We start from the raw sequence: 24,034 nt of genomic DNA on the forward strand, positions 1-24,034 counted from the left end.
TCTCCCGGCAGCCGATACGGCGTTTCGGAGCCCATCCGAAGGCGTCAAAGCGGTGAAGCCATTGGGGTATGGTGTAATTGGCAGCACGACTGATTCTGGTTCAGTTAGTCTAGGTTCGAGTCCTGGTACCCCAGCGGAGCAGCCAAGCTTCTAGGTTGTAAGGTTTGCTCTGGTCGCGGCCCCGTCGTCTAGCGGCCTAGGACGCCGCCCTCTCAAGGCGGTAGCGCGGGTTCAAATCCCGTCGGGGCTACGGAAAGTCCCTGGGAGCCCCCTGTCTGCGGAACGCGCAGACGGGGGGCTTTCCGGTGTTTTCTGGGGGCCAAGCCCCCAGGCCCCCGGCCGGAGGGCTTCGCCCCCGGACCCCCATCAGCGGGCCGGGGAGTACCCATGCGACCTGTCGCATGGGCTCAACGTCGAACGCCGCAGACAGGAGCTCTCCGGTGTTTTCCGGAGACCAAGCCCCAGGCCCCCGGCCGGAGGGCTTCGCCCCCGGACCCCCATCGGGCGGGCCGGGAAGAGCCCGTGTGACGTGTCGCATGGACTCAACGTCGAACGCGCAGACAGGGAGCTCTCCGGTGTTTCCTGCGGGCCAAGCCCCCAGGCCCCCGGCCGGCGGGCTTCGCCCCCGGACCCCCACCGGGCGGGCCGGGGAGGGCCTGTGCGACGCGCCACTCGAGTCGCTCCGGCGAGCGGGGCGCGTCCACAAGGTGCAGACCGGCGGGCGGTGGCGCGTGTAGTGTCGGTGTTACCGAGAGCACCTCGCACGCCGGCTGTTGCGTCGGCGTCGTCCTCGGCGCATGCCCACCACCAGTCGCCAGGCGACCGGAGACGGGAGCACCGGCATGATGTCGGGCTCGCACGCCGACCCCCACCGCAGGACGCAGTGAACTCACTGCGGCTCAAGCCGAACGACCCGCACACGGATTCGTCGACGGCCGCACGTGGTGGCAGTGGTCCAGTGTCCGAATCGGACGGACGGCTGCTCACGTTGTCCGTGGTGCGCAAGAAGTCCCGCAGCGGACCGACCGGCTGACACCCTGACCGTCTCGGGCATGCGGCCCCGGACGCGCACCCGGCGCCGATAGCAGCGGTCGCCTCCCTCTCCCCCTATGTCCCGTTTGGACACATCATGGTTGTTCTCCTCGTCATCGCCTTGGCAGCACTGATCCTGCTGGCGTCCGCCGTCCGTCTGGTGCAGCAGTACGAGAAGGGAGTCGTGTTGCGCTTCGGTCGGCTGCTACCGGACATCCGGCAACCCGGGCTGCGGCTGATCATCCCGATCGCCGACCGGATGCGGAAGGTCTCGATGCAGACCATCGTCATGCCGATCCCCGCGCAGGGCGCCATCACGAAGGACAATGTGACGCTCACGGTCGACGCGGTGGTCTACTACCGCGTGATCGACCCGGTCCGGGCCATCATCAACGTCCAGCACTACCCGACGGCCGTCTCGCAGGTCGCGCAGACCTCACTGCGGTCGGTGATCGGCCGCGCCGACCTGGACACCCTGCTGTCGGACCGGGACCAGATCAACGCCGAGTTGCAGGCCGTCATCGACACACCCACCGAAGGACCGTGGGGTCTGCACATCGACCGCGTCGAGGTCAAAGACGTGTCGCTGCCCGAAGGCATGAAACGCTCGATGTCACGGCAGGCCGAAGCGGAGCGGGAACGCCGGGCGCGGGTCATCGCCGCCGACGGTGAGTTCCAGGCGTCGGCCAAGCTCGCCGACGCGGCCCGCGCGATGGCCGACACCCCAGGAGCCCTGCAACTGCGCTTGCTGCAGACAGTGGTCGACGTCGCCGCGGAGAAGAACAGCACCCTCGTCATGCCGTTCCCGGTCGAACTGCTGCGCTTCTTCGAGCACGCAACGCAGACCACCGGGGAGACCACTTCGGCGGAAACCAACGGTCACGCGAAGGATGTCGTGCTGAGCGCCGGCACCGTCGCCGCGCTCGACGCGATCGCAGACGGCAAGCACTGAGCCGACGAGCTGACGGCCGACCTGCCTCACCACAGACTGCGCGGCAGGTCGGCCGTCAGCTCGTCCAGTTCACCACGAGTCCGGGCCCGATGGGCCGCCCCAACGCGTTCCTCGAACTCCGCCAAGGAGATCCTGCCTTCACCCACCGCGTGCTCGAGGCGCTGCACGGCCGCCGCGCGCTCGGCATCCGAAGCGCGTAGTTCCCGGTGCATGGTCACCACCTCGATCATTCGACGGCAGGCGGATCGATCCTGCGCACCACGCTGTCCATAGTGGACAAAATGACTACGCGGCGCGATAGCGGCTTCGCGCCGAGTTCCTCGTGTTGCCGCCACGGCGAGGAGCGGGCCGGACGACGGCGGCGGACGGCACTTCGTCCCGCTCGGTGCCCGGCGTCAGGGGCGGCTCCAGGAAGAGAACTCGGCGGATCGGCGGGTGACCGGAGGACGGGTGTCGCTCCGGTGCACTGAGGGGATGGCTGAACTGCACGACGGTGGACGGTCTTGTGGCGATGACGAAGTTCCCTTCGAAGATTGTTGATCCTTCGCCTTGATCGGCGGAGGGCGGGGCTCGGCCTGTTCGGACAGCTCGATCGCTGCATTGGAACGCCGCGCGCGCAGAACGTGTGCACGCCAGTGGCCCTGACTGCTTCCCACGGTACACCCCACAGCTTGTTCCGCTGGTGGCACCACCGAGAACTCGTTCACCCGGCACCAGCCCATCGACCGCGATCGCAGTGGCCTGGCACCGCGGACACGATTTCCGTTGTACGAACGCCAGTCCGATCAGGACATTGTCCTGCCGCTCCACCCGACCCGCTACCGGGCGTGCGAGCCGGCCGGGCCGCCATCGCTTTCCCGCCGGTCCGACGCTGGGTCGTCGGTCGCGCGCGCCACCGGCGGGCCGGGCTCGATGCCCATCGCCGCGAGGATGTCCGCGCCGCGCGGGACCACACCGGGGCGCGCGGCCCTCGTCATCGCCTCGTCCGCCGCCCGCGCGGGCGCGGTCGGCGGGATGACCAGCAGCGTGAGACGTTGCCGGTCGGGTCCGGAGAGGTAGAGCAGCGCCGGGTCCTGCAAGGCGAAACCGTCCAGCCGGACGGTGTGCCCGTCCGCCTTCATCAGCCGTGGCGCGGGTTCCCAGACCTGATCGGCGTAGGCGACCCGGGCGAGGTACCGCAGCCGGGTGGCCACCTGGCCGGACAGCACCCGAAGTTCCGCGACGAGGTCGAGCGACCGCGGCCACCACGCGCCGTCGACCGTGCCCGTCACCGGGGCGACCGGCTTCCACCGCAGTCGCGGATCAGCGGAGTCGTTGGTCACGAAATGGTGCGAGACCGACATCGTGTCGGCGCTCCAGTCCCCGGACGACCGGCGTCCAGCCCACAGTGCCGAGGACGGCACCCACTCGACCGCAGGCGCACGGAGTGCTCCCGGCACCGTCAACTCTACGCGTGCGCGGGGCCGTCACGAGCGCCCGAGCTCGCCTCAGGGTGTCGCCGGGAAGTTCAAGCCTTCCAGCGCCGTGCGGCGCACGACCACCTCGTCGGGGTCGTCGCCCAGCACGAGCAGGTTGAGGGTGCTCAGCCCAACGGGGTGGTCCGTGCGGGTGGTGTCGTGGGCGCTGGTGAGCAACAACGTGCCGGCGGCCAGGGCCGGGTCCAGCTCGGCGAGCAGGTCGGCCAATGACGCGGCGGCCACGACCAGTTTCACCGACTCCGCGGGCCGATCGAGGGCGTCGGGGCGGACCGATTGCAGCGCCAGCAAGGGAATGGACCCGCTGGTGAGCCGGAAGTTCAGGTCCAGCACGACGAGTTGACCATCGAAGGTCTGCGCACAGTCCAAACTGCACATACCGCGGTAACCGACGTCGGCCGCGCGCTGGGTGATCGCCACGCACTCGGCGATCAACTCCGGCGGCGGCGAGGCGACCTGGCCGAACCGGCCGCCGCGGTAGAGCCCGGCCTCGTCGACGCGTTGCTCGGTGACGGCCAGCAAGTGCGCACGCGCGTCCGGACCGACGTAGAGTTGCAAACCCCAATTCTGGTCGATGCGCAGGTATTCCTCGACCACGAACTCGCTGAGCACGTCGGTGAAGGCGGGCAGCAGGACCGGCTCACCGGCCGGGTGCAGGTACACGTCGAGGCTGCCGCCGTGCGCGTCGTCGGTCGCGCCTTTGAGCACCCACGACTTCTCCGGCGGCGCGGCTTCGGCGAGCTGTCCGCGGGTCACCACGTCGCGGCGCGCCCGGTAGTGCGGATCGACCAGCGTGCCGATGCTCGCCTTGTTGTTCAGGTGACCGACGAGCTGTGCGCTTTTGACCGCCCGCTCGTCGGGGCAAAGCGCGACCGGGTGCGGGTATTCCATCGAGATCAGCAGCCCGTCCGACACCGCCTGCGCCACCCGCGCGCCGAACTCCGCCTCGGTGCGGAACTCACGCAGCTCGCCGCCGACCGGCAAGCCGCCGTCGCGCAGCCGCGCCAGCAGTTCCCGATCGGTGCCGCCCGCGCTGCAGATGACCGGCGTATCCGCGGCAACGGCGATCGGGCGGGCGGAGACCACGTCCCGGGTGTGCCGGTTCCGGCCGGCGGGCTCGGCCGCCTCCAGGGCAGGGCGGGCGCAGACGGCGATGTCCGGGCCGTAGACGTCGGCGAGGGATCGAGGGGCGCGGACTGCGGACGGCAACAGGACGGGAACGGTGATGGAGAGCCTCCGGTGGGGGGTGAGCTGTTCTTCCGTGACGTGTCTGTTCGGCGGAGGAGAAACGCCCCGAGGTTCAAGGACCAGCACGGTGCCGGCCGGGCCGACCGGCCGAGCTCGACCCGTGCTCGGTGCGGGCGAGGTGCATGAAGCACTTGGGACAGATCACCTCGTCGCTGCTCTCCTGGGTGGCGACCATGGCCGAGTCCCGTGAGCGGTCGCACACCGCGCACCGGTAGACCGCGACGATCACGAGGCTGTGCAAGGCAAATCCGCGCCAACTGGCATGGGAAGCCAGGACCGGCAGGTCGGTGAGGTTCGCGGCATCGGTCGTCGACATGTGCTGCTCCCTGGTCGTCTCGCGTGGGACGCCACCAGGGTCTGGGAGCAGCATCGACATGTTCGGTACCTCAACAGTAACCCGGCGGCGCTTCTTCTGGCTGTGCCGTCCAGGCGACAACCGAGCAGAATCTGAACGTCCAATGCTTGAACACGACTAAAAGTCGGATGTTTCGTGCAGCTTCGATCAGTTACGCTGCGGGTGCCGTTACCCGACGAGGCCCCGTGGAGGCTCCCCGTGATGGCCGACCCGAACCGACTCACCCGCCGTGACTTCCTCGGTGGGGTCGCCGCCGCCGGCGGGGTCGCCGCCGTGGGCGCCCTTGGCGGGCTGGCGTCCGGCATGGCCGAAGCCCTCGCCGCACCCCGCGTCTCCGGCAGCCTGTCCGACGTGGAGCACGTCGTCGTGCTCATGCAGGAGAACCGGTCGTTCGACCACTACTACGGCACGATGAAGGGTGTCCGCGGCTTCGCCGACCGGTCGGCGATCGTGCTGCCGAACGGTCGGGACGTCTTCCACCAGCCCGACTCCGGCCGGTCCGACGGCGGGTACCTGCTGCCGTTCCGGGTCGACACGTCGGTGGTGGACGGCCAGGACTTCGGCGACCTCGGCCACGGCTGGGCCGACCAGCACCAGGCGATCGCCGGTGGAGCGAACAACGCATGGATCGCCGCCAAGAGCGAGATGACCATGGGCTACTTCGCGCGCGCCGACCTCCCGTTCCACCGCGCCCTCGCGGACGCGTTCACGCTTTGCGACCACTACTTCTGCTCGGTGCAGGGTCCGACGACGCCCAACCGGCTCTACCTGTTCACCGGCACCATCGACGCCGACGGCACCGCGGGCGGCCCGGCGAACTACAACCCGGCCGACTACCGGCCGGTGTTCAACTGGACGACCTACCCCGAACGCCTGCAACAGCACGGGATCTCGTGGAAGGTCTATGCCAACAAGGAAGTCGGCGACGCGGCCGGCTCGTTCGTCGGCGACTACGGCGACAACCCGCTGTGGCTGTTCCACGCCTACCACCAGGACTACTCGAGCGAGCTGTCGAGGCGGGCGAGCGTGTTCCGGACCTGGGCGCCGGATTCGGGCAAGGGCAAGGATGTCAGCCACGTGCTGGCCGAGTTCACGGCCGACTGCGCGAGCGGGTCGCTGCCGCGGGTGTCGTGGATCGTGGCGCCGTACGGGTACTGCGAGCACCCCGCGGCGCGGCCGGTGGACGGCGCCGCGTACACGCAGACCGTGCTGAATGCGTTGTGGGCCAACCCGAAACTGTGGGAATCCACCGTCGTCCTGATCAACTACGACGAGAACGACGGCTTCTTCGACCACGTCGCACCGCCGGTGGCGCCGCCCGGGACCGCGAGCGAGTACATCGGCGGACAGCCGATCGGGCTCGGCGCGCGCGTGCCGCTGACCGTCATCTCGCCGTGGAGCCGCGGCGGCTGGATCAGCTCCGAGGTCGCCGACCACACCTCGGTGATCCGGTTCCTGGAGCGCTGGACCGGTGTCGTCGAGCCGAACATCAGCGCGTGGCGCCGAGCGATCTGCGGCGACCTGATGAGCTGCTTCGACTTCGGCGTCCCCGACGTCCGGATCCCGCTGCTGCCGGACACCGCGGTGCTGCGCAAGCAAGCCGACGACACCGAGCCGACGCTGCCGCCACCCGCACCGCCCGCGACCGGCGAGCAGCAGGTTCCCGCGCAAGAGCCGGGTACCCGGCCGGCCCGCGCGCTGCCCTACCGGCCGCTGGTCACCACGGCACTGAGCGCGGACCGTCAGATCCTCACCACGACCTTTGCCAACCAAGGCACCGCGGCGGTGCAGTTGATGGCCTACCGCAACGACGGGCAGACCGACGGGCCGTGGCCGTACGACCTCGCTCCCGGTGCGCAGGTCGCTGACACCTGGCGGATCCAGCGCTACGGCGGCGGGAAGTACGGCATCGCGGTGCACGGCCCCAACCGGTTCCGCTGGGTCTTCGCCGGGGACGCGAACGGCGCGGGTGCGGGCGTCGACGTCATCGCCGGCTACACCACCGAGAACAAGCTGCGGCTGACCCTGCGCAACACCGGAACGACGGCCGTCGAGATCACCGTGACCGCCAACCACTACCGCACCGACGGGCCGTGGCGGTATTCGTTGGCGGCAGGCCAAACCGTGACCGACGACTGGAACCCGGTCGCATACGGCTCCGGCTGGTACGACCTGTCGGCGACGGTGAACGTCGACTCCGCATTCCTGCGCCGGTTCAGCGGCCACGTCGAAACGGGCGCACCGAGCGTCACCGGGTAGGACTCAGCCGTGGTCCGGCGGATGCGACCACGGGAAGCGTTTGCCGGTCAGATGTTGCACCTACCGGTGCTGAGGTAGTAGGCGTTGAGAATCTGGCCGGAAGCACCGAGGGGATTCAGGCCAGGGTGAACGATCGCGCAGTAGTCGTTGCCGGATCCGCCGCCCGCGACGTCGACCCGGACCAGAACATTGGTTGTGCCGCAATGGTTGTACCAGGCGGTTGCGGAACTCACGTAGAAACCGCAGGTCTGCACGGACGACGGTGACGCCGGGCCGGCCTGGGCGGTTCCGACGAAACCAGCTACAGCGACGACCACCGAGGCCGTCACGGTCAGCATCCTACGCAACATTTTTTGCCCTTCTGCCGTGATTCATGAGATCGCTTCAACCTTGGCAAGCCATACCGTGAGGGATCGCGTAGCTGGACGTTTCTGGACGAAGCTGGACGCGGGCTGGCCGGCTCCTGGCCGGCGCTCGTATCGGGCCTGCGTTCAAGTCGACCCGGCACTCCTTGTTCGCACCGAACGGTGGTTGTCCAGATGCCGCAAGGGATCCTCGCCTGCGGCCGGCGTGGCGGGAGAGCACGCCGCCGTCGTGCGGCGTCCGGGAAGCCGGGTTGTTGCACGACCGTCACGCAACCCATAGCCTCGATGGCGGGGCTGTCGTCCGGCGACACGGGGAGGGACACCGGCGGTGGGGGAAGATGCCAAGGTAAGAGCACGCGCCCGTCAACGGTTCGAGGACGAGAACTACGCGGAAACCCTTGCGCACCAACACAGGCAGCACGTCGTCGGGAAAGACCTGGAGTCGGTCTTCGGCTACATCTACCGCCACAACCTGTGGGAGGGCGGCGAATCCGCCGCGGGTGAGGGCTCCGACCGGGCGGCCACGCGCAACGTGCGCGACCAGTTGCCCGGCCTGCTGCGCCGGTGGGGCGTGCGCAGCATCCTCGACCTGCCCTGCGGCGACTCCGCCTGGTTGGCCTCGGTCCCGCTCGACGGCGTGGACTACCTGGGCGGCGACATCGTCGACGAGATCGTCGCGCGCAACCGTGGTCGTACCGGGGCGCGGTTCGACGTCCTCGACATCACCAAGGACGACTTGCCCGCCGCGGACCTGCTGCTGTGCCGTGACTGCCTGGTCCACCTGCCGACGAGCGACGTGCTGGGCGCACTGGCCAACATCGCCCGCAGCCGGTGCAAGTACCTCCTGACCACGACCTTCTCCCGGCTGACGAGGAACGTGGACATCCCCGCCGGTGACTGGCGGCCGCTGAATCTCCGGATGCCCCCGTTCGGCCTCCCCGAACCCCTCGACACCATCGTCGAAGTGGATCTCTCCGCGATCGGTGACCTCCCGGTCAAAGCGTTGGGACTGTGGGAAATCAGCAGTTTGCGCGACGTGGGCAAGCCATGACGGCCGCACCCGCGATCGTCGGGCTCGGGATCACCGAGGTGGGCAAGGTCTACGACCGGACGGCCCGCGACTTCGCGGCGGACGCGGTGCGCCGGGCGTGCGCCGACGCAGGGATCTCGACCGGCGAGCTGGACGGCTTGCTGGTGCTCCCGGGACTGAGCGACGACCTCGACCTGGGGCTGGCCGAGGACCTCGGCGTGCGCGATCTCAAGCTGCTCAACGAGATCCGTGGCGACGGCACCTCCGCGTGCACGGCGATCACCTTCGCCTGCCTGGCGATCGGGTCGGGCATGGCCGGCATGGTGGCGTGCGTGTTCGCCGACGCGCCGCTGCGCCGGGATCGCCGCGCCGGTGCGGCCTACACGCCGCAAGAGCCGCCCGCCGGTTTCGATGGCCTGATCGCCGATGCCGGGCTCGCCGGCGGCCACGCCCAATACGCTTTGGCCACCCGGCGGCACATGGCGGCCTTCGGTACCACTTCCGAGCAGCTCGGCGCGATCGCGGTCGCCCAGCGGGCGTGGGCGCGCGGCAACCCGCTGGCCCAGCAGCGGGACCCGATGACCCTCGCCGACCACCAGAACTCCCGGCTGATCGCGGATCCGTTGCGGCTGCTGGACTGCTGCCTGGTCAGCAACGGCGGCATCGCGGTGATCGTGGCGTCGGCGAGCCGCGCGCGGGCGCTGGCCCAGCCGCCGGTGCACGTCCTCGGCCACGCGCAGTCCCACCCGATCCACCCGGAAGGCAGGGGCAGCGGGTTCGGTCTCGTCAGCGGTGCGGCCCGGTCCGGACCGGCCGCCCTGCGCATGGCCGGCGCCACGATCGAGGACGTGGGCGTCGCCGAGCTCTACGACTGCTTCACGTTCGCGGTGCTGCTCACCTTGGAGGACTACGGGTTCTGCGCCAAGGGCGAGGGCGGCCCGTTCGTCGAGGAGGGGCGCTTGCTGCCAGGTGCGGGCCGGCTCGCCGTCAACACCGGCGGCGGTCAGCTGTCTGGCTACTACCTGTGGGGGATGACGCCGGTGGCGGAGGCCGTCATCCAGGCGCGTGGCGCGGGCGGTGACCGGCAGGCCGACGACCACGAGCTGGTCATGGTCAGCGGCAACGGCGGTGTGCTCCACCACCACAGCACCCTCGTGCTGGGCGCGTAGACGATGGTTCTTCGCGACGACCGCTCGGCGCCGTTCTTCGACGCCGCGCGCCGGGCCGAACTGGTGGTGCGGCACTGCACCGGGTGCGGTGAACTGGCCGCGCCGCGGGTGCGGGCGTGCCCGACCTGCTCGGCGACCGCCCTCGACTGGGCGCCGGTGTCGGGCGCCGGGACGCTCGTCAGCTGGACGGTGCTACGCGACCGGGCCGGTGGCGTCACCGCTGTGGGCGGGATCGTGGAGCTCGCCGAGGGCCCGTGGCTGCGGGTCCGATTGGCCGCCGACCCCGAGACGCTCGAGGCCGGGCTCGCCGTGGCCGTCGCCTTCGAGCACCAGGACGACGGGGAGCCGGTCCCGGTCTTCGTCCCTCGTGAGCGCGCCGAGGAGGGTGTCGATGGCCGACGTTGACGCGATAGTGGACGACCTGCAGGCCGAGCGCGCGGAACTGGACGCCGCGGTGTCGGGCGTGGACGCCGACCAGTGGCACCGCCCCACCGCCGCGCGCGGCTTGCGGGTCGTCGACCAGATCGCGCACCTCAACTGGACCGACGAGCTGGTGATCCGCGCGATCCGCGCGCCCGACCGGTTCGCCGAGGAGGTCGACGGCGTGCTCGCCGCACCGCACGCCACCGAGTCGATCAACGCCGGCTCGGCGTTCGTCAACGCCGGCACCGTGCAGCGCTCGACGTGGCCACGCAGCCGGCTCCTGGCCACCTGGCGGCGCAGCGCCGACGAGTTGTCCGCCATCCTGCGCGCGCTCCCCCGCGGGACACGGATCCCTTGGTTCGCCCCGCGTCCGCTCTCGGCCGCCGCCATGGCCGCGGCCCGGGTGATGGAGACGTGGGCACACGGTCAGGACGTCTTCGACGCCCTCGAGCGCCCACGGCGGCCGACCCGCAGGCTCGTGCACATCGTGCGGCTGGGGGTGCGCAGTCGCGACTTCGCCTACCAGCTCCGGGGGATGGAGCCGCCGTGCGCGGAGTTCAGGATCGAACTGCGGGCGCCCGACGGCGAGCTCTGGACCTGGGGACCGGCCGATGCCCCGGACCGGGTGACGGGGTTGGCCCTCGACTTCGCCCTGGTCGTCACCCAGCGGTTGCACCGCGACGATGCCGATCTGACCACCGAGGGGTGCGCGCCCGAGCAGTGGCTCGGCATCGCCCAGGCTTACGCGGGTCCCGCGGGTGCGGGCCGGGAGCGCATCGGTTCGTGAGCGCCCACCGCACGGTCGTCCTCGCCACGATGGCGGCGGCGTTCATCGCGATGATGGACTCGTCCATCATCAATGTCGCGGTCTACTCGATCGGCTCGGACCTGCGTGCCTCACTGCCGCAGATGGGCATGATGATCAGCGGCTACGTGCTGTTCTACGGCCTGTTCCTGGTCACCGGCGGGCGGCTGGGCGACATCCACGGGCACCGCAGGCTCTTCCTCGTCGGGTTGTCCGCCTTCACCCTGGTGTCCGCCGCGTGCAGCGTCGCACCCGATCCGGAGTCGTTGATCGTCCTGCGGTGCGCCCAGGGCACGGCCGCGGCGTTGTTCTTCCCGCAAGTCCTGTCGATGGTGCACACCACGCTGCCGGGGCCCGAACGCGAACGGGCGCTGAGCCTGTTCGGCATGGTGATCGGGCTGGCCGGGGTCGTCGGCCAGGTCCTCACCGGCGTCCTGCTGCACGCGAACATCCTCGGCCTGACCTGGCACCAGGTGTTCCTGATCAACATCCCGGTCGGCCTGGCGGCGATCATCGGCGTCGCCGTTGCCACACTACGAAAGCCACCACGAAAGCGCCGTGCGGCTCGGTCCGAATTGGACGTTCGCGGGGCCGCACTGCTCGCCGCCGGGATGCTGTTGTGCGTGTTCCCGATCACCGAGGGCCGGGTCCTCGGGTGGCCGTGGTGGTGTTTCTTGTTGCTGGGTGGTTCCGTGCCGGTCCTGGTGCTCTTCTGGGTGTGGGAGCGACGACTGGCGGCGCGGGGCGGTCAACCGCTTGCGACACCGGCGTTGTGGCGGCTGTCCGGTTACCGGCTCGGCAATGCGGTGCTGGTGACCCTGTTGGGCGCGAACGCGGCCTTCTTCTTCGTGCTGGTGATCCAAGTCCAAGGCCCCCTGCGGTATTCGCCGCTGGCCGCGGGCCTGCTGCTCACCCCGCACGCGATCGCCTTCGGGGCGACGTCCGTGCTGGCGCGCAAACGCACGGGGGCCGCCGTGCTCGTGCTCGGCTGCGCGCTCAACGTCCTCGGCTACGCGCTCGCGCTCGTCGCCGCCTTGGCCGGCCCGAACGGCATCGCGCTGATTCCCGCACTGCTCGTCACCGGAGTCGGCCAAGGCCTGATCGTGGCGCCACTGGTCGGCCGAATCCTCGCCGACGTACCGGAAGGGCATGCCGGCGCCGCGTCCGGCGTGATGGAAACGTCGATCCAACTGGCTGTTTCGTTTGGCATCACCGTGATCGGCTTGGTGTACTTCGCGGGACACAGCCCGAAAGCCGCCTACACGGTGTCGCTGGCCGTGATCGTGGGTCTGGCCGTGACGGCGTTGGCCCTTGTCGTGGCCCTGCTACGGGCTCCGTCGGCCGAGAGAACAACGACCCGGTGATCACCATCCGCTGCGCGAAGTGCGCGGCCGCGGCTTGGATCAGGCCCGACCGCTCCACGCGGCGAGTTCCTTCTCCCACGACTTGTTGTCCGTGGTCTCCATGAACTCCTTGCGGTCGATCAGCAGGTAGATCTCGCCGTTGGTCGCCGTTTCGAGGATCAGCGGTTTCCCGCTGTCCAGCAGGCCACCGATGAACCGGCCGTAGAGGTTGGTGAACTCGCGCCGGACCGCGGTGACGTCGCCACGGCCAAGCCGCAGATCCCCGCCGTCCGACCAGCCGCGCAAGGTGAGCGTGTCGCCGTCGAACTCGACTTCGCCGTGCCGCCGGAACAATGCCTTCTGGCTGACCCCGCCGGCCACCTTGTCGCCTGCGGTGCCGGCCGCGAGTTCGTCGGCGGTGGCCGCGATGTACTTGCCTGACCTCACGGTGTCTCCCCTCACTTGGTGAGGGCCACCGTATGAACATCGCGCATGACCGATCATCGGCCGCAAGGGCGACCTCGGCGTCCGACTCGAGGATGATCGTCCGACAGGTTCAGCGCCCGGGCCGGCCGCACGCTTGACCTGGAGTCCACTCCAGCTCCTAGCATGGCCGCTTCGCACCAATGATCACAGGGGGAATGTTGCGTTACCGCACGCTCGGCGGCACCGGCATCCAGGTCAGCGTCCACTGCCTCGGCACGATGATGTTCGGCGCGGTCGGCAACGCCGATCACGACGACGCGGCGCGGGTGATCGGCACCGCGCTGGACGCCGGGATCAACTTCGTGGACACGGCGGACATGTACTCGGCGGGTGAGTCCGAGGAGATCGTCGGCAAGGCCCTGGCCGGTCGCCGCGACGACGTCGTGCTGGCGACCAAGGTCCACTTCCCGATGGGTGAGGGCCCCAACCGAGGCGGCAACTCGCGGCGCTGGATCGTCCACGAGGTGGAGCAGTCGCTGCGACGCCTGCGGACCGACTGGATCGACCTGTACCAGATCCACCGCCCGGACTACACGACGGACATCGAGGAAACGCTGTCCGCGCTGACGGATCTGGTGCGGGCAGGCAAGATCCGAGCGTTCGGCTCGTCGACGTTCCCGGCCGAGGACATCACCGAGGCCTACCACGTCGCGCAACGCCTTGGCCTGCAAAGGTTCCGCACCGAGCAGCCGCCGTACTCGTTGGTGGCGCGGGGAATCGAGCGGTCGGTGCTGCCGACGTGCCGGCGGCTGGGGATGGGGGTGCTGACGTGGAGCCCGCTCGCGTCGGGCTTCCTGTCGGGCAAGGTACGCGCGGGGCAGCCGGTGGACATGACGACGGGCCGCGCGGCGCTGAACCCGCAGCGGTTCGACGCGTCGCTGCCCGAGAACCAGCGCAAGTTCGAGGCCCTGGCGCAGCTCACCGCCGTGGCCGAGGACCTCGGCTGCACGCTGGCGGAGCTGGCGATCGCGTTCCCGGCGGCGCACCCGGCGGTGACGTCGGTGATCACCGGCCCCCGGACGATGGCGCAACTGGAGGCCACGCTCAAGGGCGCCGCGCTGGTGCTGGACGACGAGACCCTGGACCGCATCGACGCGATCGTCCCGCCCGGCACCGACCTCTACCGTGCCGACGGCGCGTGGACGCCGCCTTCCCTGACCGAGCTGACCGCCCGCCGCCGACCGCCGGCCGACCGCGCGGCCGAGTGAACGGCGGGTCGCCGGTCCCTGCCGCGATCGGCCGCAGCCGAAGGTGCCCTGCCGTGGCAGGCAGCCGAAGAGCCAGGCGATGGAGCGTTCGGTGTGCGCCGAGTTCTGGCTGGACTCGGCACCCTTGCGCGCGATGCGCACCGCGATGCCGTGCGCGCGGAACCACGCGCGCAACACGGCCTGGTCGTAGGCCTGGTCACGTGCAGCTTGGCTGGTCGTCGTCGGCGGCGGGGTCCGCGTCGGGACTTGACCGCGGGAATGGCCATCACCAGCGGCTTGAGCGCGCAGGAGTCGTTGGAGTCGTTGGTGTTGGCAGCGGAAACCGCTACCACAGGCCCGCCTTGGTCCACTCGGTGAATCTGCGATGCGCGGTGGGAACGGTGACCCGAACGACGGCGGCACATCCGCCAAGCACAGCCACTGGTCAGCGAACACGATCGCGGTGAACACCGCGCGGTCATCCACCGCAGCCGTGCCACCACCCCGAGATCTTTTACGCGGTGCGTTGTAGCCAGGGTGGGGGCGTGAATACCGGCAGCCCGTCATCCATATGCACCGACCATTCGGTGTGATGGATCAGCCGGTGGTGATATGGGCATACCAGGACCAGGTTATCTAGCGTGGTTAGTCCGCCGTCGGCCCAATGTTTGATGTGGTGGGCGTGGCATTGATGCGGTGTTCGTGCGCACCCCGGTGCAGCGCAGCCTCCGTCTCGGATGGCGAGAGCTCTACGCAATCGTTTGTCGGCCAGGCGGCGGGTTTCCCCGATATCCAGTGGCTGGGATTGGCCGCCGAGGACGACCGGGATGACTTTCGCTTCGCAGGCCACCCGGCGGGCCTGCTCCGGAGTCAGTGTGCGGGCATCGTCGAGGATGGCGCGACCGATGCGGGTCTGCAGGGTCTCCAAGGAGACCGTCACCGCGATGTGCGGACGCTCGCCACCCTCGGCCGGGGCGTGGCCGGAGTCGGCGGCGAAGCCGATGATCTCCGCCAGCGCGTCACCCTGCCGCTCGGCCAGGGTGCGGTCGTCCTGAGCCTGGGGCTTGGCCAGCGGCGACAGCAGCGCGCGCAGCACACTCGCGTCCTCCCCGCCGAGCCGGAACTGACCTGACAGCGAACCATCGCGGTGCTCGTACAGGTCCAGCGTGTTCTGCGCATCCACCACCGTCGGCTCGATGGGTTTGCGACCGTCCGGGTTGAGGGCGTCGACGATGCGCTCGCCCAGGCGGATGAGCTGGGTCGGGTTGAACTTCCGAGCCAACCCCGTCATGTCCGCCTCGACCTGCTCGGCGTGCTCGACCGGGACCGACTCCACCGTGGTGGCGATCTTGTCCACATGCGCGCCGGAGATCTCCCCGGCCGCCATCGCAGCACGGGCGGCTGGTAGCCGCGGCGGGATGGGCTGTCCGGTGATCCCGATCTTCGGACACAACAACTCAACGTGGCGTTCGAGGCGCTTGGCCTCCTTGGCGGTCACGTGCAGGACATCCTGCAAAAACCGCCACAACTGCGGATACCCCGACTCTTTCCACTCGAGGCGGGAAATGTCGTCGAGCAGCTTCAACTCCAGCCGCCGCAACTGCGCGACAGTCGAGTTAAACTCCCCCAGTTCCATACCCCCGATCATACCACGCCATTCGAACAAATGGCCTAACCCGAACGTGGGAACAATCGCCGGAATATTCCAGTTCTTCCACGCAGCCCAGCCACCAACGGGACCACCCAACAAACGGCACGGAACAGCGCGGCGCAACCATTCAACCCAGCCACCTACGCACCGCAAACCGCCGGCACCGGTGGCAAGGGTGTTCGCCGCCTCAACCCCGAGACCAACCCAACCACCCGGCGGCGAACACCCGCGGCAGCCGCCCCTAATAGTTCCTCAGGGGTGCCGGGAGCCGCCGTCGACGTGGATCGTTTCGCCGGTCACCCAGCCCGCACCCAGCAACCACAGGGCGGCGTCGGTGACGTCCTCGAGCGTGCCGACCCGGCCGGCGAGCGAGGCCGCGGCGGCTTTGTCGTACAGAGCGCGGCGGCGTTCGTCCGCGAGCCGGTCCCAGGTGCCGGAGTCGGTGACGCCGGGCGCGATGGCGTTGACCCGCAGGGGCGCGAGCTCGACGGCCAGGTGGGTGACCAGCGCGGCCAGCGCGGCGTTCGCAGTCCCTTTGACGACGGTGCCGGGCTTGGGCTGCCAGCCCACGATGCCGGAGAAGAACAGGAACGACCCGCCGGCCGGCATCCGTGGGCCGAAGTGCTTGGCCAGCAGCAGCGGGCCGACGACCTTGGCGGCGAACGCGGCCTGGATCTTGTCGTGTTCGAGGTCGGGCACCGGCACGTCGTGGTGCGCCGACGCGGTGGAGATCACGTGGTCGAAGGCGCCGAGCGTCGCCGCGGCCCGGGCGATGGTGGCCTCGTCGGTGACGTCGATCCGGACGTCGGGACCGGATCGGGTGGCGACGACGACTTCGGCACCGGCCTGCTCGGTCCGCCGGACGAGCTCGGCGCCGATGGCGCGGGCACCGCCGATGACCAGGATCCGATTGCCTGTCAGGTTCTCGCTCATGGCCGTGACGGTATAGATTTGCTACCGGTATCTTCAACGCTACCGAGAGGACCCTCGTGGGCAAGGCGTACAACGTCATGGCGGCGACGTGCCCGAGCCGCACCGTGCTGCACCGCATCGGGGCGCGGTGGACGGTGTTCGCCGTCAACGCGCTCGAGCGCGGCCCGATGCGGTTCACCGAGCTCAAAGCCCACATCCGCGGCATCACCCCCAAGGCCCTCACCGAAACGCTGCGCGCCATGGAGGCGGACGGCCTGCTCACCCGCACCGACCTGGGCGGCAACCCGCCGCACGTCGAATACGCCCTGACCGAACTCGGCCGTTCCCTGCTGGTTCCGCTGCGTGCGGTACGACAGTGGGCCGAGGCGCACGTCCCGGACATCCTCGCCGCACGCGCACGAGCCGGCGTCGAGGCTCCCAACGAGGCCGGCGCCACGACCTGAGGCCAACAGGCTCCGTGGCCTCATATTCGACGGCGAGCCGCCGCCTTCACGAACACATCCAGATCGTCACGGATCCGTTGCCGCGCAACGTCGACCTGCTGACGCGAGCGCTTGTCAGCGACTCCGGGTCACCTATTGACATCTACCTGTAACATATCCGTGTGTGGGAGCGCTCCCACAGATCGGGCCCTCAACGGGGCCACGGCTGAAGCAAGCGTACTCATGGGGGCGTGGCGGCGAAGCCGGCGCGCCCAGGCCCGATGTTGCCGATGTCGGGCAGTAGATGCGGCGAGGCAAGCCTTTTTGCGTGCTGCCTGCCTCGTCGCGGCCTCCCCACCCCATCCGCATCTCCGAATCGCACACACACGGAACGCTCTGGGAGCGCTCCCAGAAATGTGATCAACCGGCGTACCACACCGGTCCGTCCACTTCGGATGGTTCGGGGATCCGCCGCTGCCCAAAAAGAAGGAGAGCCATGAGAATCAGAGCACGAAGGCGGTCGTGGGCCGCGGGCGCGGCGCTGGCCATCGCGGCCGCGTCGCTGTCGCTGACCGCGGCGGCCGTCCCGGCCAGCGCGGCGACCCTCGACAACCCCTATGCCGGCGCCACGCCCTATGTGAATCCCGAGTGGTCGAGCCAGGCGGCGGCGGACGGCGGCAGCGCGATCGCCAACCAGCCGACCTTCGTCTGGCTGGACCGCATGGCCGCCATCGGTGGTGTGAACGGCGGCATGGGATTACGCGCCCACCTCGACAAGGCGTTGAGCCAGGGCGCCAACCTCATCCAGTTCGTCATCTACGACCTGCCCAACCGCGACTGCGCGGCGCTGGCGTCCAACGGCGAGATCCCCTCGGGTGGGCTGAGCACCTACGAGCACAGCTACATCGACCCGATCGCGGCGATCATGTCCGACTCGAAGTACGCCGGCCTGCGCATCGTCAACCTCATCGAGCCGGACTCGCTGCCGAACCTGGTCACCAACGCCGGCAGCCAGGCCGGGTCCACCGACGCCTGCCGGCTGGCCAAGCAGACCGGCGACTACGTCAACGGCGTCGGTTACGCGCTGGGCAAGCTGGGCGCGCTCCCCAACGTCTACAACTACATCGACGCCGGTCACCACGCCTGGCTGGGCTGGGACACCAACTTCAGCCCGTTCGGTGACGTGGCCCTGCAGGCCGCCACCAGCAATGGCGCCAGCGTCAACGACGTGACCGGGTTCATCACCAACACGGCGAACTACAGCGCCTTGAAGGAGCCCTACTTCACCGTCAACGACACCGTCAACGGCCAGACCGTGCGCCAGTCGAAGTGGGTGGACTGGAACTACTACGTCGACGAGCTGCCGTTCGCGCAGAACCTGCGGACCATGCTGGTCGGCAAGGGTTTCAACGCCGGCCTCGGCATGCTCATCGACACCGGCCGCAACGGCTGGGGCGGCGCGAACCGGCCGACCCACACCAGCACCGCCACCACCGTGGACGCCTACGTCAACGAGTCGCGCACCGACCGGCGCATCCACCCCGGCAACTGGTGCAACCAGGTGGGTGCGGGCATCGGTGAGCGGCCGAAGGCGGCCCCCGCCTCCGGCGTCGACGCCTACGTCTGGGCCAAGCCGCCGGGTGAGTCGGACGGTGCCAGCCAGCCCATCGCCAACGACGAGGGCAAGGGCTTCGACCAGATGTGCGACCCGACCTACGGGGGCAATGCACGCAACGGCAACAACCCCACCGGCGCGATGGACGGGTCCCCGTTGGCCGGGCACTGGTTCTCCGCCCAGTTCCACCAGTTGCTGGCCAACGCCTACCCGCCCATCGGCACCAGCAACGACACCACCCCGCCGTCCGCACCGAGCGGCGTGACCGTCACCGGCACCACGTCCAGCAGTGTCTCGCTGTCCTGGTCGGCATCCACCGACAACGTCGGCGTGACCGGCTATGACGTGTACCGCAACGGAAGCAAGGTCGGAACCGCATCCTCGACGACCTTCACCGACACCGGCTTGACCGCGAGCACGCAGTACACGTACACGGTCAAGGCGCACGACGCCGCCGGCAACGCCTCGACCGCGTCCAGCCCGGTCACCGCGACCACGCAGAGCGGCAATGGTGGCGACACCACGCCGCCGTCCACGCCGAGCAGCGTGACCGTCACCGGCACCACGTCCAGCAGCGTCTCGCTGTCCTGGTCGGCATCCACCGACAACGTCGGGGTCACCGGATACGACGTGTACCGCAACGGAAGCAAGGTCGGAACCGCATCCTCGACGACCTTCACCGACACCGGCTTGACCGCAAGCACGCAGTACACCTACACCGTCAAGGCACACGACGCCGCGGGCAACGCCTCGACCGCGTCCAGCCCGGTGACCGCGACCACGCAGAGCGGTGGCACCGGCAACGGCTGCACCGCCACCTACCACGTGGACAACGACTGGGGCAGCGGCTTCACCGCGACCGTCACCGTGAAGAACACGGGGACGGCGACGACCCGCTCCTGGAAGGTCACGTGGGCCTGGGGCGGCAACCAGCAGGTCACCGGCTCCTGGAACACCAGCCTGACCCAGTCCGGCACCGGCGTCACCGCGGGCGACCTCGGCTACAACGGCGCGGTCGCGCCCGGCCAGACCACCACCTTCGGTTTCCAGGCCACGTACTCCGGCAGCAACCCCGCTCCGACCTTCACCTGCACCGCCGGCTGATCGGCACCCGAGGAGAAACCCATGACACGCCTGAACCGCAGACGGTTCGTGACGGCGGTCGGTGGTGCGCTGCTCGGCTTGGCGACCGCGTCCGAGGTCGCCAAGGCCGAGCCGCGCACGCTCGGCCGCACCCAGACCACCACCGCCACGGCCACGGCTGCCACGTCCAACGCCGCGGCCGACGAGTACGAGCAGAGGTTCCTCGACCAGTACAACAAGATCAAGGACCCGGCCAACGGCTACTTCAGCAGCGCCGGGGTCCCCTACCACTCGGTCGAGAAGCTGATGGTCGAGGCGCCCGACCATGGCCACCAGTCCACATCGGAGGCTTTCAGCTACTGGATGTGGCTGGAGGCCACCTACGGCCGGGTGACCGGCGACTGGGCGCCGTTCAACAGCGCGTGGTCGGCGGCCGAGAAGTACATCATCCCCACCCACACCGACCAGCCGTCCAACGACTCCTACAACGCGAGCAAGCCCGCGACCTACGCCCCGGAGTGGTCGAGCCCGAACAACTACCCCTCGCCGTTGGACAGCAGCGTCGCGGTGGGGTCGGACCCGATCGCCGGCGAGCTGAAGTCGGCGTACGGGACCTCCGATGTCTACGGCATGCACTGGCTGATCGACGTGGACAACGTCTACGGCTACGGCAACACCGCGGGCACCGGCGGTGAAGCCGGCCCGAGCGCGCCGGGACCGTGCTACATCAACAGTTATCAGCGCGGCGCGCAGGAGTCGGTGTGGGAAACGATCCCGCAGCCGTGCACCGACCAGTTCAAGTACGGCGGGCCCAACGGGTACCTGGACCTGTTCGTCAAGGACCAGAGCTACGCGAAGCAGTGGAAGTACACCAACGCACCGGACGCCGACGCGCGCGCCATCCAGGCCGCGTACTGGGCGCAGCGGTGGGCGACCGCGCAGGGCAACGGGTCGGCGATCTCCGCCTCGGTGGCCAAGGCCGCCAGGATGGGCGACTTCCTGCGCTACGCCATGTTCGACAAGTACTTCAAACGCGTCGGCAACTGCGTGGACGCCAACGTCTGCCCGGCGGGCAACGGCCGCGAGGCCCAGCACTACCTGCTCGGCTGGTACTACGCGTGGGGCGGCGCGGAACCGGGCGGCGGCTGGGCGTGGCGCATCGGTGACGGCGCGAGCCACACCGGCTACCAGAACCCGGTGGCGGCCTTCGCGTTGTCGTCGGTGTCGCCGCTGGTGCCCAAGGGGTCCACCGCGCAGTCGGACTGGTCCAAGAGCCTGGGCAGGCAGATCGAGTTCCTGCGCTGGCTGCAGTCCGCCGAGGGCGGCATCGCCGGCGGCTGCACCAACAGCTGGGACGGCCAGTACGGGACCCCACCCGCGGGCACGCCCACGTTCTACGGCATGGCCTACGACTGGGAGCCGGTCTACCACGACCCGCCGAGCAACAACTGGTTCGGCATGCAGGCATGGGGGATGGAGCGCTGGGCCGAGTACTACTACATCACCGGTGACAGCAAGGTCCGGCCAGTGCTGGACAAGTGGGTGGCGTGGGTGTCCGGTCAGGTCACGGCCGACCCGGCAGCGGGCACCTTCAAGATCCCGTCGACCCTGGCGTGGACCGGCCAGCCGGACACGTGGAACCCGGCGAGCCCGGGCAGCAACACCGGCCTGCACGTCAGCGTCACCGACTACAGCCAGGACGTGGGCGTGGCCGCGGCGACGGTCAAGGCGCTGCTGTACTACGCGGCGGCGACCAACGACACCGCCGCCAAGGCCAAGGCCAAGAACCTGCTCGACGCGATGTCGGCGCACGCCGAGTCCAAGGGCGTCACCACGGTGGAGACCCGAGAGGACTACAAGCGCTTCGGCGACCAGGTGTACGTGCCGTCCGGCTGGTCGGGCACCATGCCCAACGGCGACAAGGTGCAGCCGGGGGTCACGTTCATCGGCATGCGGTCGTTCTACAAGACCGACCCGCGCTGGCCGGACGTGCAGGCCTACGTCAACGGCACCGGGCCGGCGCCGAAGTTCACCTACCACCGGTTCTGGGCGCAGGCCGATGTCGCGATGGCGTTCGCGGTCTACTCCGAGCTGTTCGGTGGTGGCGGTGGCGGTGGCGACACCCAGCCGCCGACGACACCGACCGGCGTGACGGTGACCGCCACGACCTCCGACAGCGTGTCGCTGTCCTGGTCGGCGTCCACCGACAACGTCGGTGTGGCCGGCTATCTGGTCCAGCGCAACGGAATCCAGGTGGGTTCGGTCGCCACGACCGGCTTCACCGACACCGGGCTCGCGGCCGGCACGGCCTACAGCTACACAGTGCGGGCCCGGGACGCCGCGGGGAACCTGTCGACCGCGTCCAGCGCGGTGACCGGCACGACCAAGCCGGGCAGCACCGGCGGCTCGGTGACCGCGTCGTACCACGTGGACAACGACTGGGGCAACGGCTTCACCGCCACGATCACCGTGCAGAACAAGGGAACCACGGCGATCAGCGCGTGGGAGGTGAAGTGGACCTGGGGTGGCAACCAGCAGGTCACCAACAGCTGGAACGCCGGCCTGGTCCAGAACGGGACCGGCGTCGACGTCCACAACCTCGGCTACAACGGCTCGATCGCCCCGGGCCAGTCCACCACGTTCGGCATCCAGGCCACCTACAGCGGCAGCAACCCCGCGCCGACGTTGTCGGCGAGCGGGAGCTGACCGCGGCGAGGAAAGAAGGTCAGACCATGCGTGCATCCCGCGGTCTTCGCACCGCGCTCGCCGTGGTCGCGACCGGCGCGGCGGCCGCGTCGGTGCTCGTGCTCGGCACGGCACCGGCGTCGGCCGCCACGGTCAGCGACTGCACCCAGTGGGGCACCACCGAGCTGCAGGGTGGCGAATACACCTACCAGCAGAACGAGTGGAACTCCACGGACACCCAGTGCGCCGCCATCGACACCAGCACCGGCGCGTGGACCATCACCAACGCGGGCTTCAACCTCAGCGGCGGCGCCCCGGCGACCTACCCGTCCGTCTACAAAGGATGCCACTGGGGCGCGTGCACCGCAGGCAGCGGGCTGCCCATCCAGGTCAGCCGGCTGGGCAGCGCGCGCAGTTCGTGGTCCACCACGCAGCCCGGTTCCGGTGCCTACGACGTGGCGTACGACATCTGGTTCAACTCCACGCCGACCACCGACGGCCAGCCGGACGGCACCGAGCTGATGATCTGGATCAACAGCCGGGGCGGCGTGCAGCCCTTCGGCAGCCAGACCGGGACGGCGCACCTGGCCGGCCACTCGTGGAACGTGTGGACCGGCAACCAGTCCTCCTGGAAAATCATCTCCTACGTGCTGCAGGGCGGCGCCACCTCGGTCAGCGACCTGGACATCAAGGCGCTGGTCAACGACTCGGTGGCCCGCGGCTCGCTCAACCCGGCGCACTACCTGATCGACGCCGAGGGCGGTTTCGAGATCTGGCAGGGTGGCCAGGGCCTGGCCAGCAACAGCTTCTCGTTCTCGGCCTCGACCGGTGACAGCGGGGACACGACCCCGCCGTCGGTGCCCGCGAACCTGGCGGTCACCGGCACGACGTCGAGCAGCGCGTCGTTGTCGTGGCCGGCGTCCACCGACAACGTTGGCGTCACGGGATACGACGTCTACCGCAACGGGACGCGGGTGGGCAGCACACCGTCCACTTCGTACACCGACGCCGGGCTGGCCGCGACCACGGCCTACACCTACACGGTGCGGGCCCGGGACGCCGCGGGCAACGTGTCGGCGTCCTCGGCGCCGGTCACCGCGACCACGTCCGGCGGGAGCGGCGGCGGTGGCTGCAAGGCCGGCTACCACGTGGACAACGACTGGGGCAACGGCTTCACCGCGACGGTCACGGTGACCAACTCGGGGTCCTCGGCGCTGTCCGGCTGGCACGTCGGCTGGGCGTGGAGCGGCAACCAGCACGTCACCGGCTCCTGGAACGCCGGCCTCACGCAGAGCGGGAGTTCGGTGTCGGCGAGCAACCTGAGTTACAACGGCTCGGTCGCCCCCGGGCAGTCCACGACCTTCGGGTTTCAGGCCACCTATTCCGGTGCGAACCCGGCGCCGGCCCTGACCTGCGTGGTCGGCTGAGGAAGATCGTGGTGCCCGGCCGCCACCAGGCCGGGGACGGCACTTCAGTTCAAGTCCCGTCGGGGCTACACAGTGCGGCAAGGGCGTTG

The 24,034-nt window shown here is 69.5% G+C and carries 21 protein-coding genes, 2 tRNA genes and 1 pseudogene; 15 read left to right on the forward strand and 9 right to left on the reverse strand.

Annotation, left to right across the window (positions count from 1 at the left end; all coding sequences use genetic code 11):
• Positions 1-62: 62 nt before the first annotated feature.
• The 4 genes from EV186_RS20425 to EV186_RS20435 all read left to right on the forward strand — a co-directional run bounded on the left by EV186_RS20425 (position 63) and on the right by EV186_RS20435 (position 1,984).
• A tRNA-Gln gene (locus EV186_RS20425) sits at positions 63-134 on the forward strand.
• 43 nt (positions 135-177) lie between these two features.
• Positions 178-250: transfer RNA gene (locus EV186_RS20430), tRNA-Glu, on the forward strand.
• Between the two features lie 633 nt (positions 251-883).
• Positions 884-1,033, forward strand: a complete 150-nt coding sequence (locus tag EV186_RS39000) for a hypothetical protein (protein WP_166659246.1) — start codon at positions 884-886, stop codon at positions 1,031-1,033.
• A gap of 96 nt (positions 1,034-1,129) precedes the next feature.
• Positions 1,130-1,984, forward strand: coding sequence for a slipin family protein (locus tag EV186_RS20435; RefSeq protein WP_133850916.1), 855 nt, complete (start codon positions 1,130-1,132; stop codon positions 1,982-1,984).
• A 26-nt stretch (positions 1,985-2,010) separates the two neighbouring features.
• Here the strand turns inward: EV186_RS20435 and EV186_RS20440 are convergent, their stop codons facing one another.
• The 4 genes from EV186_RS20440 to EV186_RS20455 all read right to left on the reverse strand — a co-directional run bounded on the left by EV186_RS20440 (position 2,011) and on the right by EV186_RS20455 (position 5,023).
• Positions 2,011-2,214, reverse strand: coding sequence for a DUF1707 SHOCT-like domain-containing protein (locus EV186_RS20440; protein ID WP_243754159.1), 204 nt, complete (start codon positions 2,212-2,214; stop codon positions 2,011-2,013).
• A gap of 588 nt (positions 2,215-2,802) precedes the next feature.
• On the reverse strand, positions 2,803-3,306 hold the full coding sequence (locus tag EV186_RS20445) for a DUF5994 family protein (protein WP_166659212.1): 504 nt from the start codon (positions 3,304-3,306) through the stop codon (positions 2,803-2,805).
• A 165-nt stretch (positions 3,307-3,471) separates the two neighbouring features.
• Positions 3,472-4,668: a hypothetical protein gene (locus EV186_RS20450; protein WP_133850918.1), complete on the reverse strand. Its 1,197-nt coding sequence runs from the start codon at positions 4,666-4,668 to the stop codon at positions 3,472-3,474.
• A gap of 91 nt (positions 4,669-4,759) precedes the next feature.
• Positions 4,760-5,023, reverse strand: a complete 264-nt coding sequence (locus EV186_RS20455; RefSeq protein ID WP_133850919.1) for a hypothetical protein — start codon at positions 5,021-5,023, stop codon at positions 4,760-4,762.
• Positions 5,024-5,263: 240 nt separating this feature from the next.
• Between EV186_RS20455 and EV186_RS20460 the strand changes: the two genes are divergently transcribed.
• Positions 5,264-7,321, forward strand: a complete 2,058-nt coding sequence (locus EV186_RS20460; RefSeq protein ID WP_133850920.1) for a phosphocholine-specific phospholipase C — start codon at positions 5,264-5,266, stop codon at positions 7,319-7,321.
• 47 nt (positions 7,322-7,368) lie between these two features.
• Here EV186_RS20460 and EV186_RS20465 read toward each other — a convergent pair whose 3' ends face one another.
• On the reverse strand, positions 7,369-7,659 hold the full coding sequence (locus tag EV186_RS20465; protein WP_133850921.1) for a DUF6355 family natural product biosynthesis protein: 291 nt from the start codon (positions 7,657-7,659) through the stop codon (positions 7,369-7,371).
• A 355-nt stretch (positions 7,660-8,014) separates the two neighbouring features.
• On the opposite strand from EV186_RS20465, the gene EV186_RS20470 reads away from it, so the two are divergent.
• From EV186_RS20470 to EV186_RS20490, 5 genes are read left to right on the forward strand one after another with little or no spacing between them, the layout of a single operon-like run.
• The gene (locus EV186_RS20470) at positions 8,015-8,737 is read left to right on the forward strand and encodes a class I SAM-dependent methyltransferase (RefSeq protein ID WP_243754160.1); all 723 of its coding nucleotides are present in this window, start codon (positions 8,015-8,017) and stop codon (positions 8,735-8,737) included.
• Positions 8,734-9,885: a thiolase family protein gene (locus tag EV186_RS20475; RefSeq protein ID WP_133850922.1), complete on the forward strand. Its 1,152-nt coding sequence runs from the start codon at positions 8,734-8,736 to the stop codon at positions 9,883-9,885. Before EV186_RS20470 ends, EV186_RS20475 begins: the two co-directional genes overlap by 4 nt.
• Positions 9,886-9,888: 3 nt before the next feature.
• A complete protein-coding gene (locus tag EV186_RS20480; RefSeq protein WP_133850923.1) occupies positions 9,889-10,290 on the forward strand; it encodes a Zn-ribbon domain-containing OB-fold protein in 402 nt (133 codons plus the stop codon).
• Positions 10,277-11,095, forward strand: coding sequence for a TIGR03084 family metal-binding protein (locus tag EV186_RS20485; protein ID WP_133850924.1), 819 nt, complete (start codon positions 10,277-10,279; stop codon positions 11,093-11,095). Before EV186_RS20480 ends, EV186_RS20485 begins: the two co-directional genes overlap by 14 nt.
• A complete protein-coding gene (locus EV186_RS20490) occupies positions 11,092-12,477 on the forward strand; it encodes an MFS transporter (protein ID WP_208115698.1) in 1,386 nt (461 codons plus the stop codon). Before EV186_RS20485 ends, EV186_RS20490 begins: the two co-directional genes overlap by 4 nt.
• Positions 12,478-12,516: 39 nt before the next feature.
• Here the strand turns inward: EV186_RS20490 and EV186_RS20495 are convergent, their stop codons facing one another.
• On the reverse strand, positions 12,517-12,903 hold the full coding sequence (locus EV186_RS20495) for a hypothetical protein (RefSeq protein WP_243754161.1): 387 nt from the start codon (positions 12,901-12,903) through the stop codon (positions 12,517-12,519).
• A gap of 197 nt (positions 12,904-13,100) precedes the next feature.
• On the opposite strand from EV186_RS20495, the gene EV186_RS20500 reads away from it, so the two are divergent.
• Positions 13,101-14,150, forward strand: a complete 1,050-nt coding sequence (locus EV186_RS20500) for an aldo/keto reductase (protein ID WP_133851377.1) — start codon at positions 13,101-13,103, stop codon at positions 14,148-14,150.
• 63 nt (positions 14,151-14,213) lie between these two features.
• On the opposite strand, the pseudogene EV186_RS39490 reads toward EV186_RS20500, so the two are convergent.
• The 3 genes and pseudogenes from EV186_RS39490 to EV186_RS20515 all read right to left on the reverse strand — a co-directional run.
• Positions 14,214-14,654: pseudogene (locus tag EV186_RS39490) on the reverse strand (transposase); the annotation flags it as partial.
• Positions 14,644-15,777, reverse strand: coding sequence for an HNH endonuclease signature motif containing protein (locus EV186_RS20510; RefSeq protein WP_133850925.1), 1,134 nt, complete (start codon positions 15,775-15,777; stop codon positions 14,644-14,646). The pseudogene EV186_RS39490 and the gene EV186_RS20510, both read right to left, overlap by 11 nt.
• Positions 15,778-16,032: 255 nt before the next feature.
• Positions 16,033-16,713, reverse strand: a complete 681-nt coding sequence (locus EV186_RS20515; protein ID WP_133850926.1) for an SDR family oxidoreductase — start codon at positions 16,711-16,713, stop codon at positions 16,033-16,035.
• A gap of 56 nt (positions 16,714-16,769) precedes the next feature.
• Between EV186_RS20515 and EV186_RS20520 the strand changes: the two genes are divergently transcribed.
• The 4 genes from EV186_RS20520 (at position 16,770) to EV186_RS40540 (ending at position 23,945) form a co-directional block, all read left to right on the forward strand.
• Positions 16,770-17,156, forward strand: coding sequence for a winged helix-turn-helix transcriptional regulator (locus EV186_RS20520; RefSeq protein ID WP_133850927.1), 387 nt, complete (start codon positions 16,770-16,772; stop codon positions 17,154-17,156).
• Positions 17,157-17,631: 475 nt separating this feature from the next.
• The gene (locus EV186_RS40535; protein ID WP_133850928.1) at positions 17,632-19,854 is read left to right on the forward strand and encodes a glycoside hydrolase family 6 protein; all 2,223 of its coding nucleotides are present in this window, start codon (positions 17,632-17,634) and stop codon (positions 19,852-19,854) included.
• 21 nt (positions 19,855-19,875) lie between these two features.
• Positions 19,876-22,539: a glycoside hydrolase family 48 protein gene (locus EV186_RS20530; RefSeq protein ID WP_133850929.1), complete on the forward strand. Its 2,664-nt coding sequence runs from the start codon at positions 19,876-19,878 to the stop codon at positions 22,537-22,539.
• Positions 22,540-22,565: 26 nt separating this feature from the next.
• Positions 22,566-23,945, forward strand: a complete 1,380-nt coding sequence (locus tag EV186_RS40540; RefSeq protein ID WP_133850930.1) for a GH12 family glycosyl hydrolase domain-containing protein — start codon at positions 22,566-22,568, stop codon at positions 23,943-23,945.
• Positions 23,946-24,034 lie beyond the last annotated feature (89 nt).

The organism is Labedaea rhizosphaerae (assembly GCF_004362825.1).
Lineage (GTDB): Bacteria > Actinomycetota > Actinomycetes > Mycobacteriales > Pseudonocardiaceae > Labedaea > Labedaea rhizosphaerae.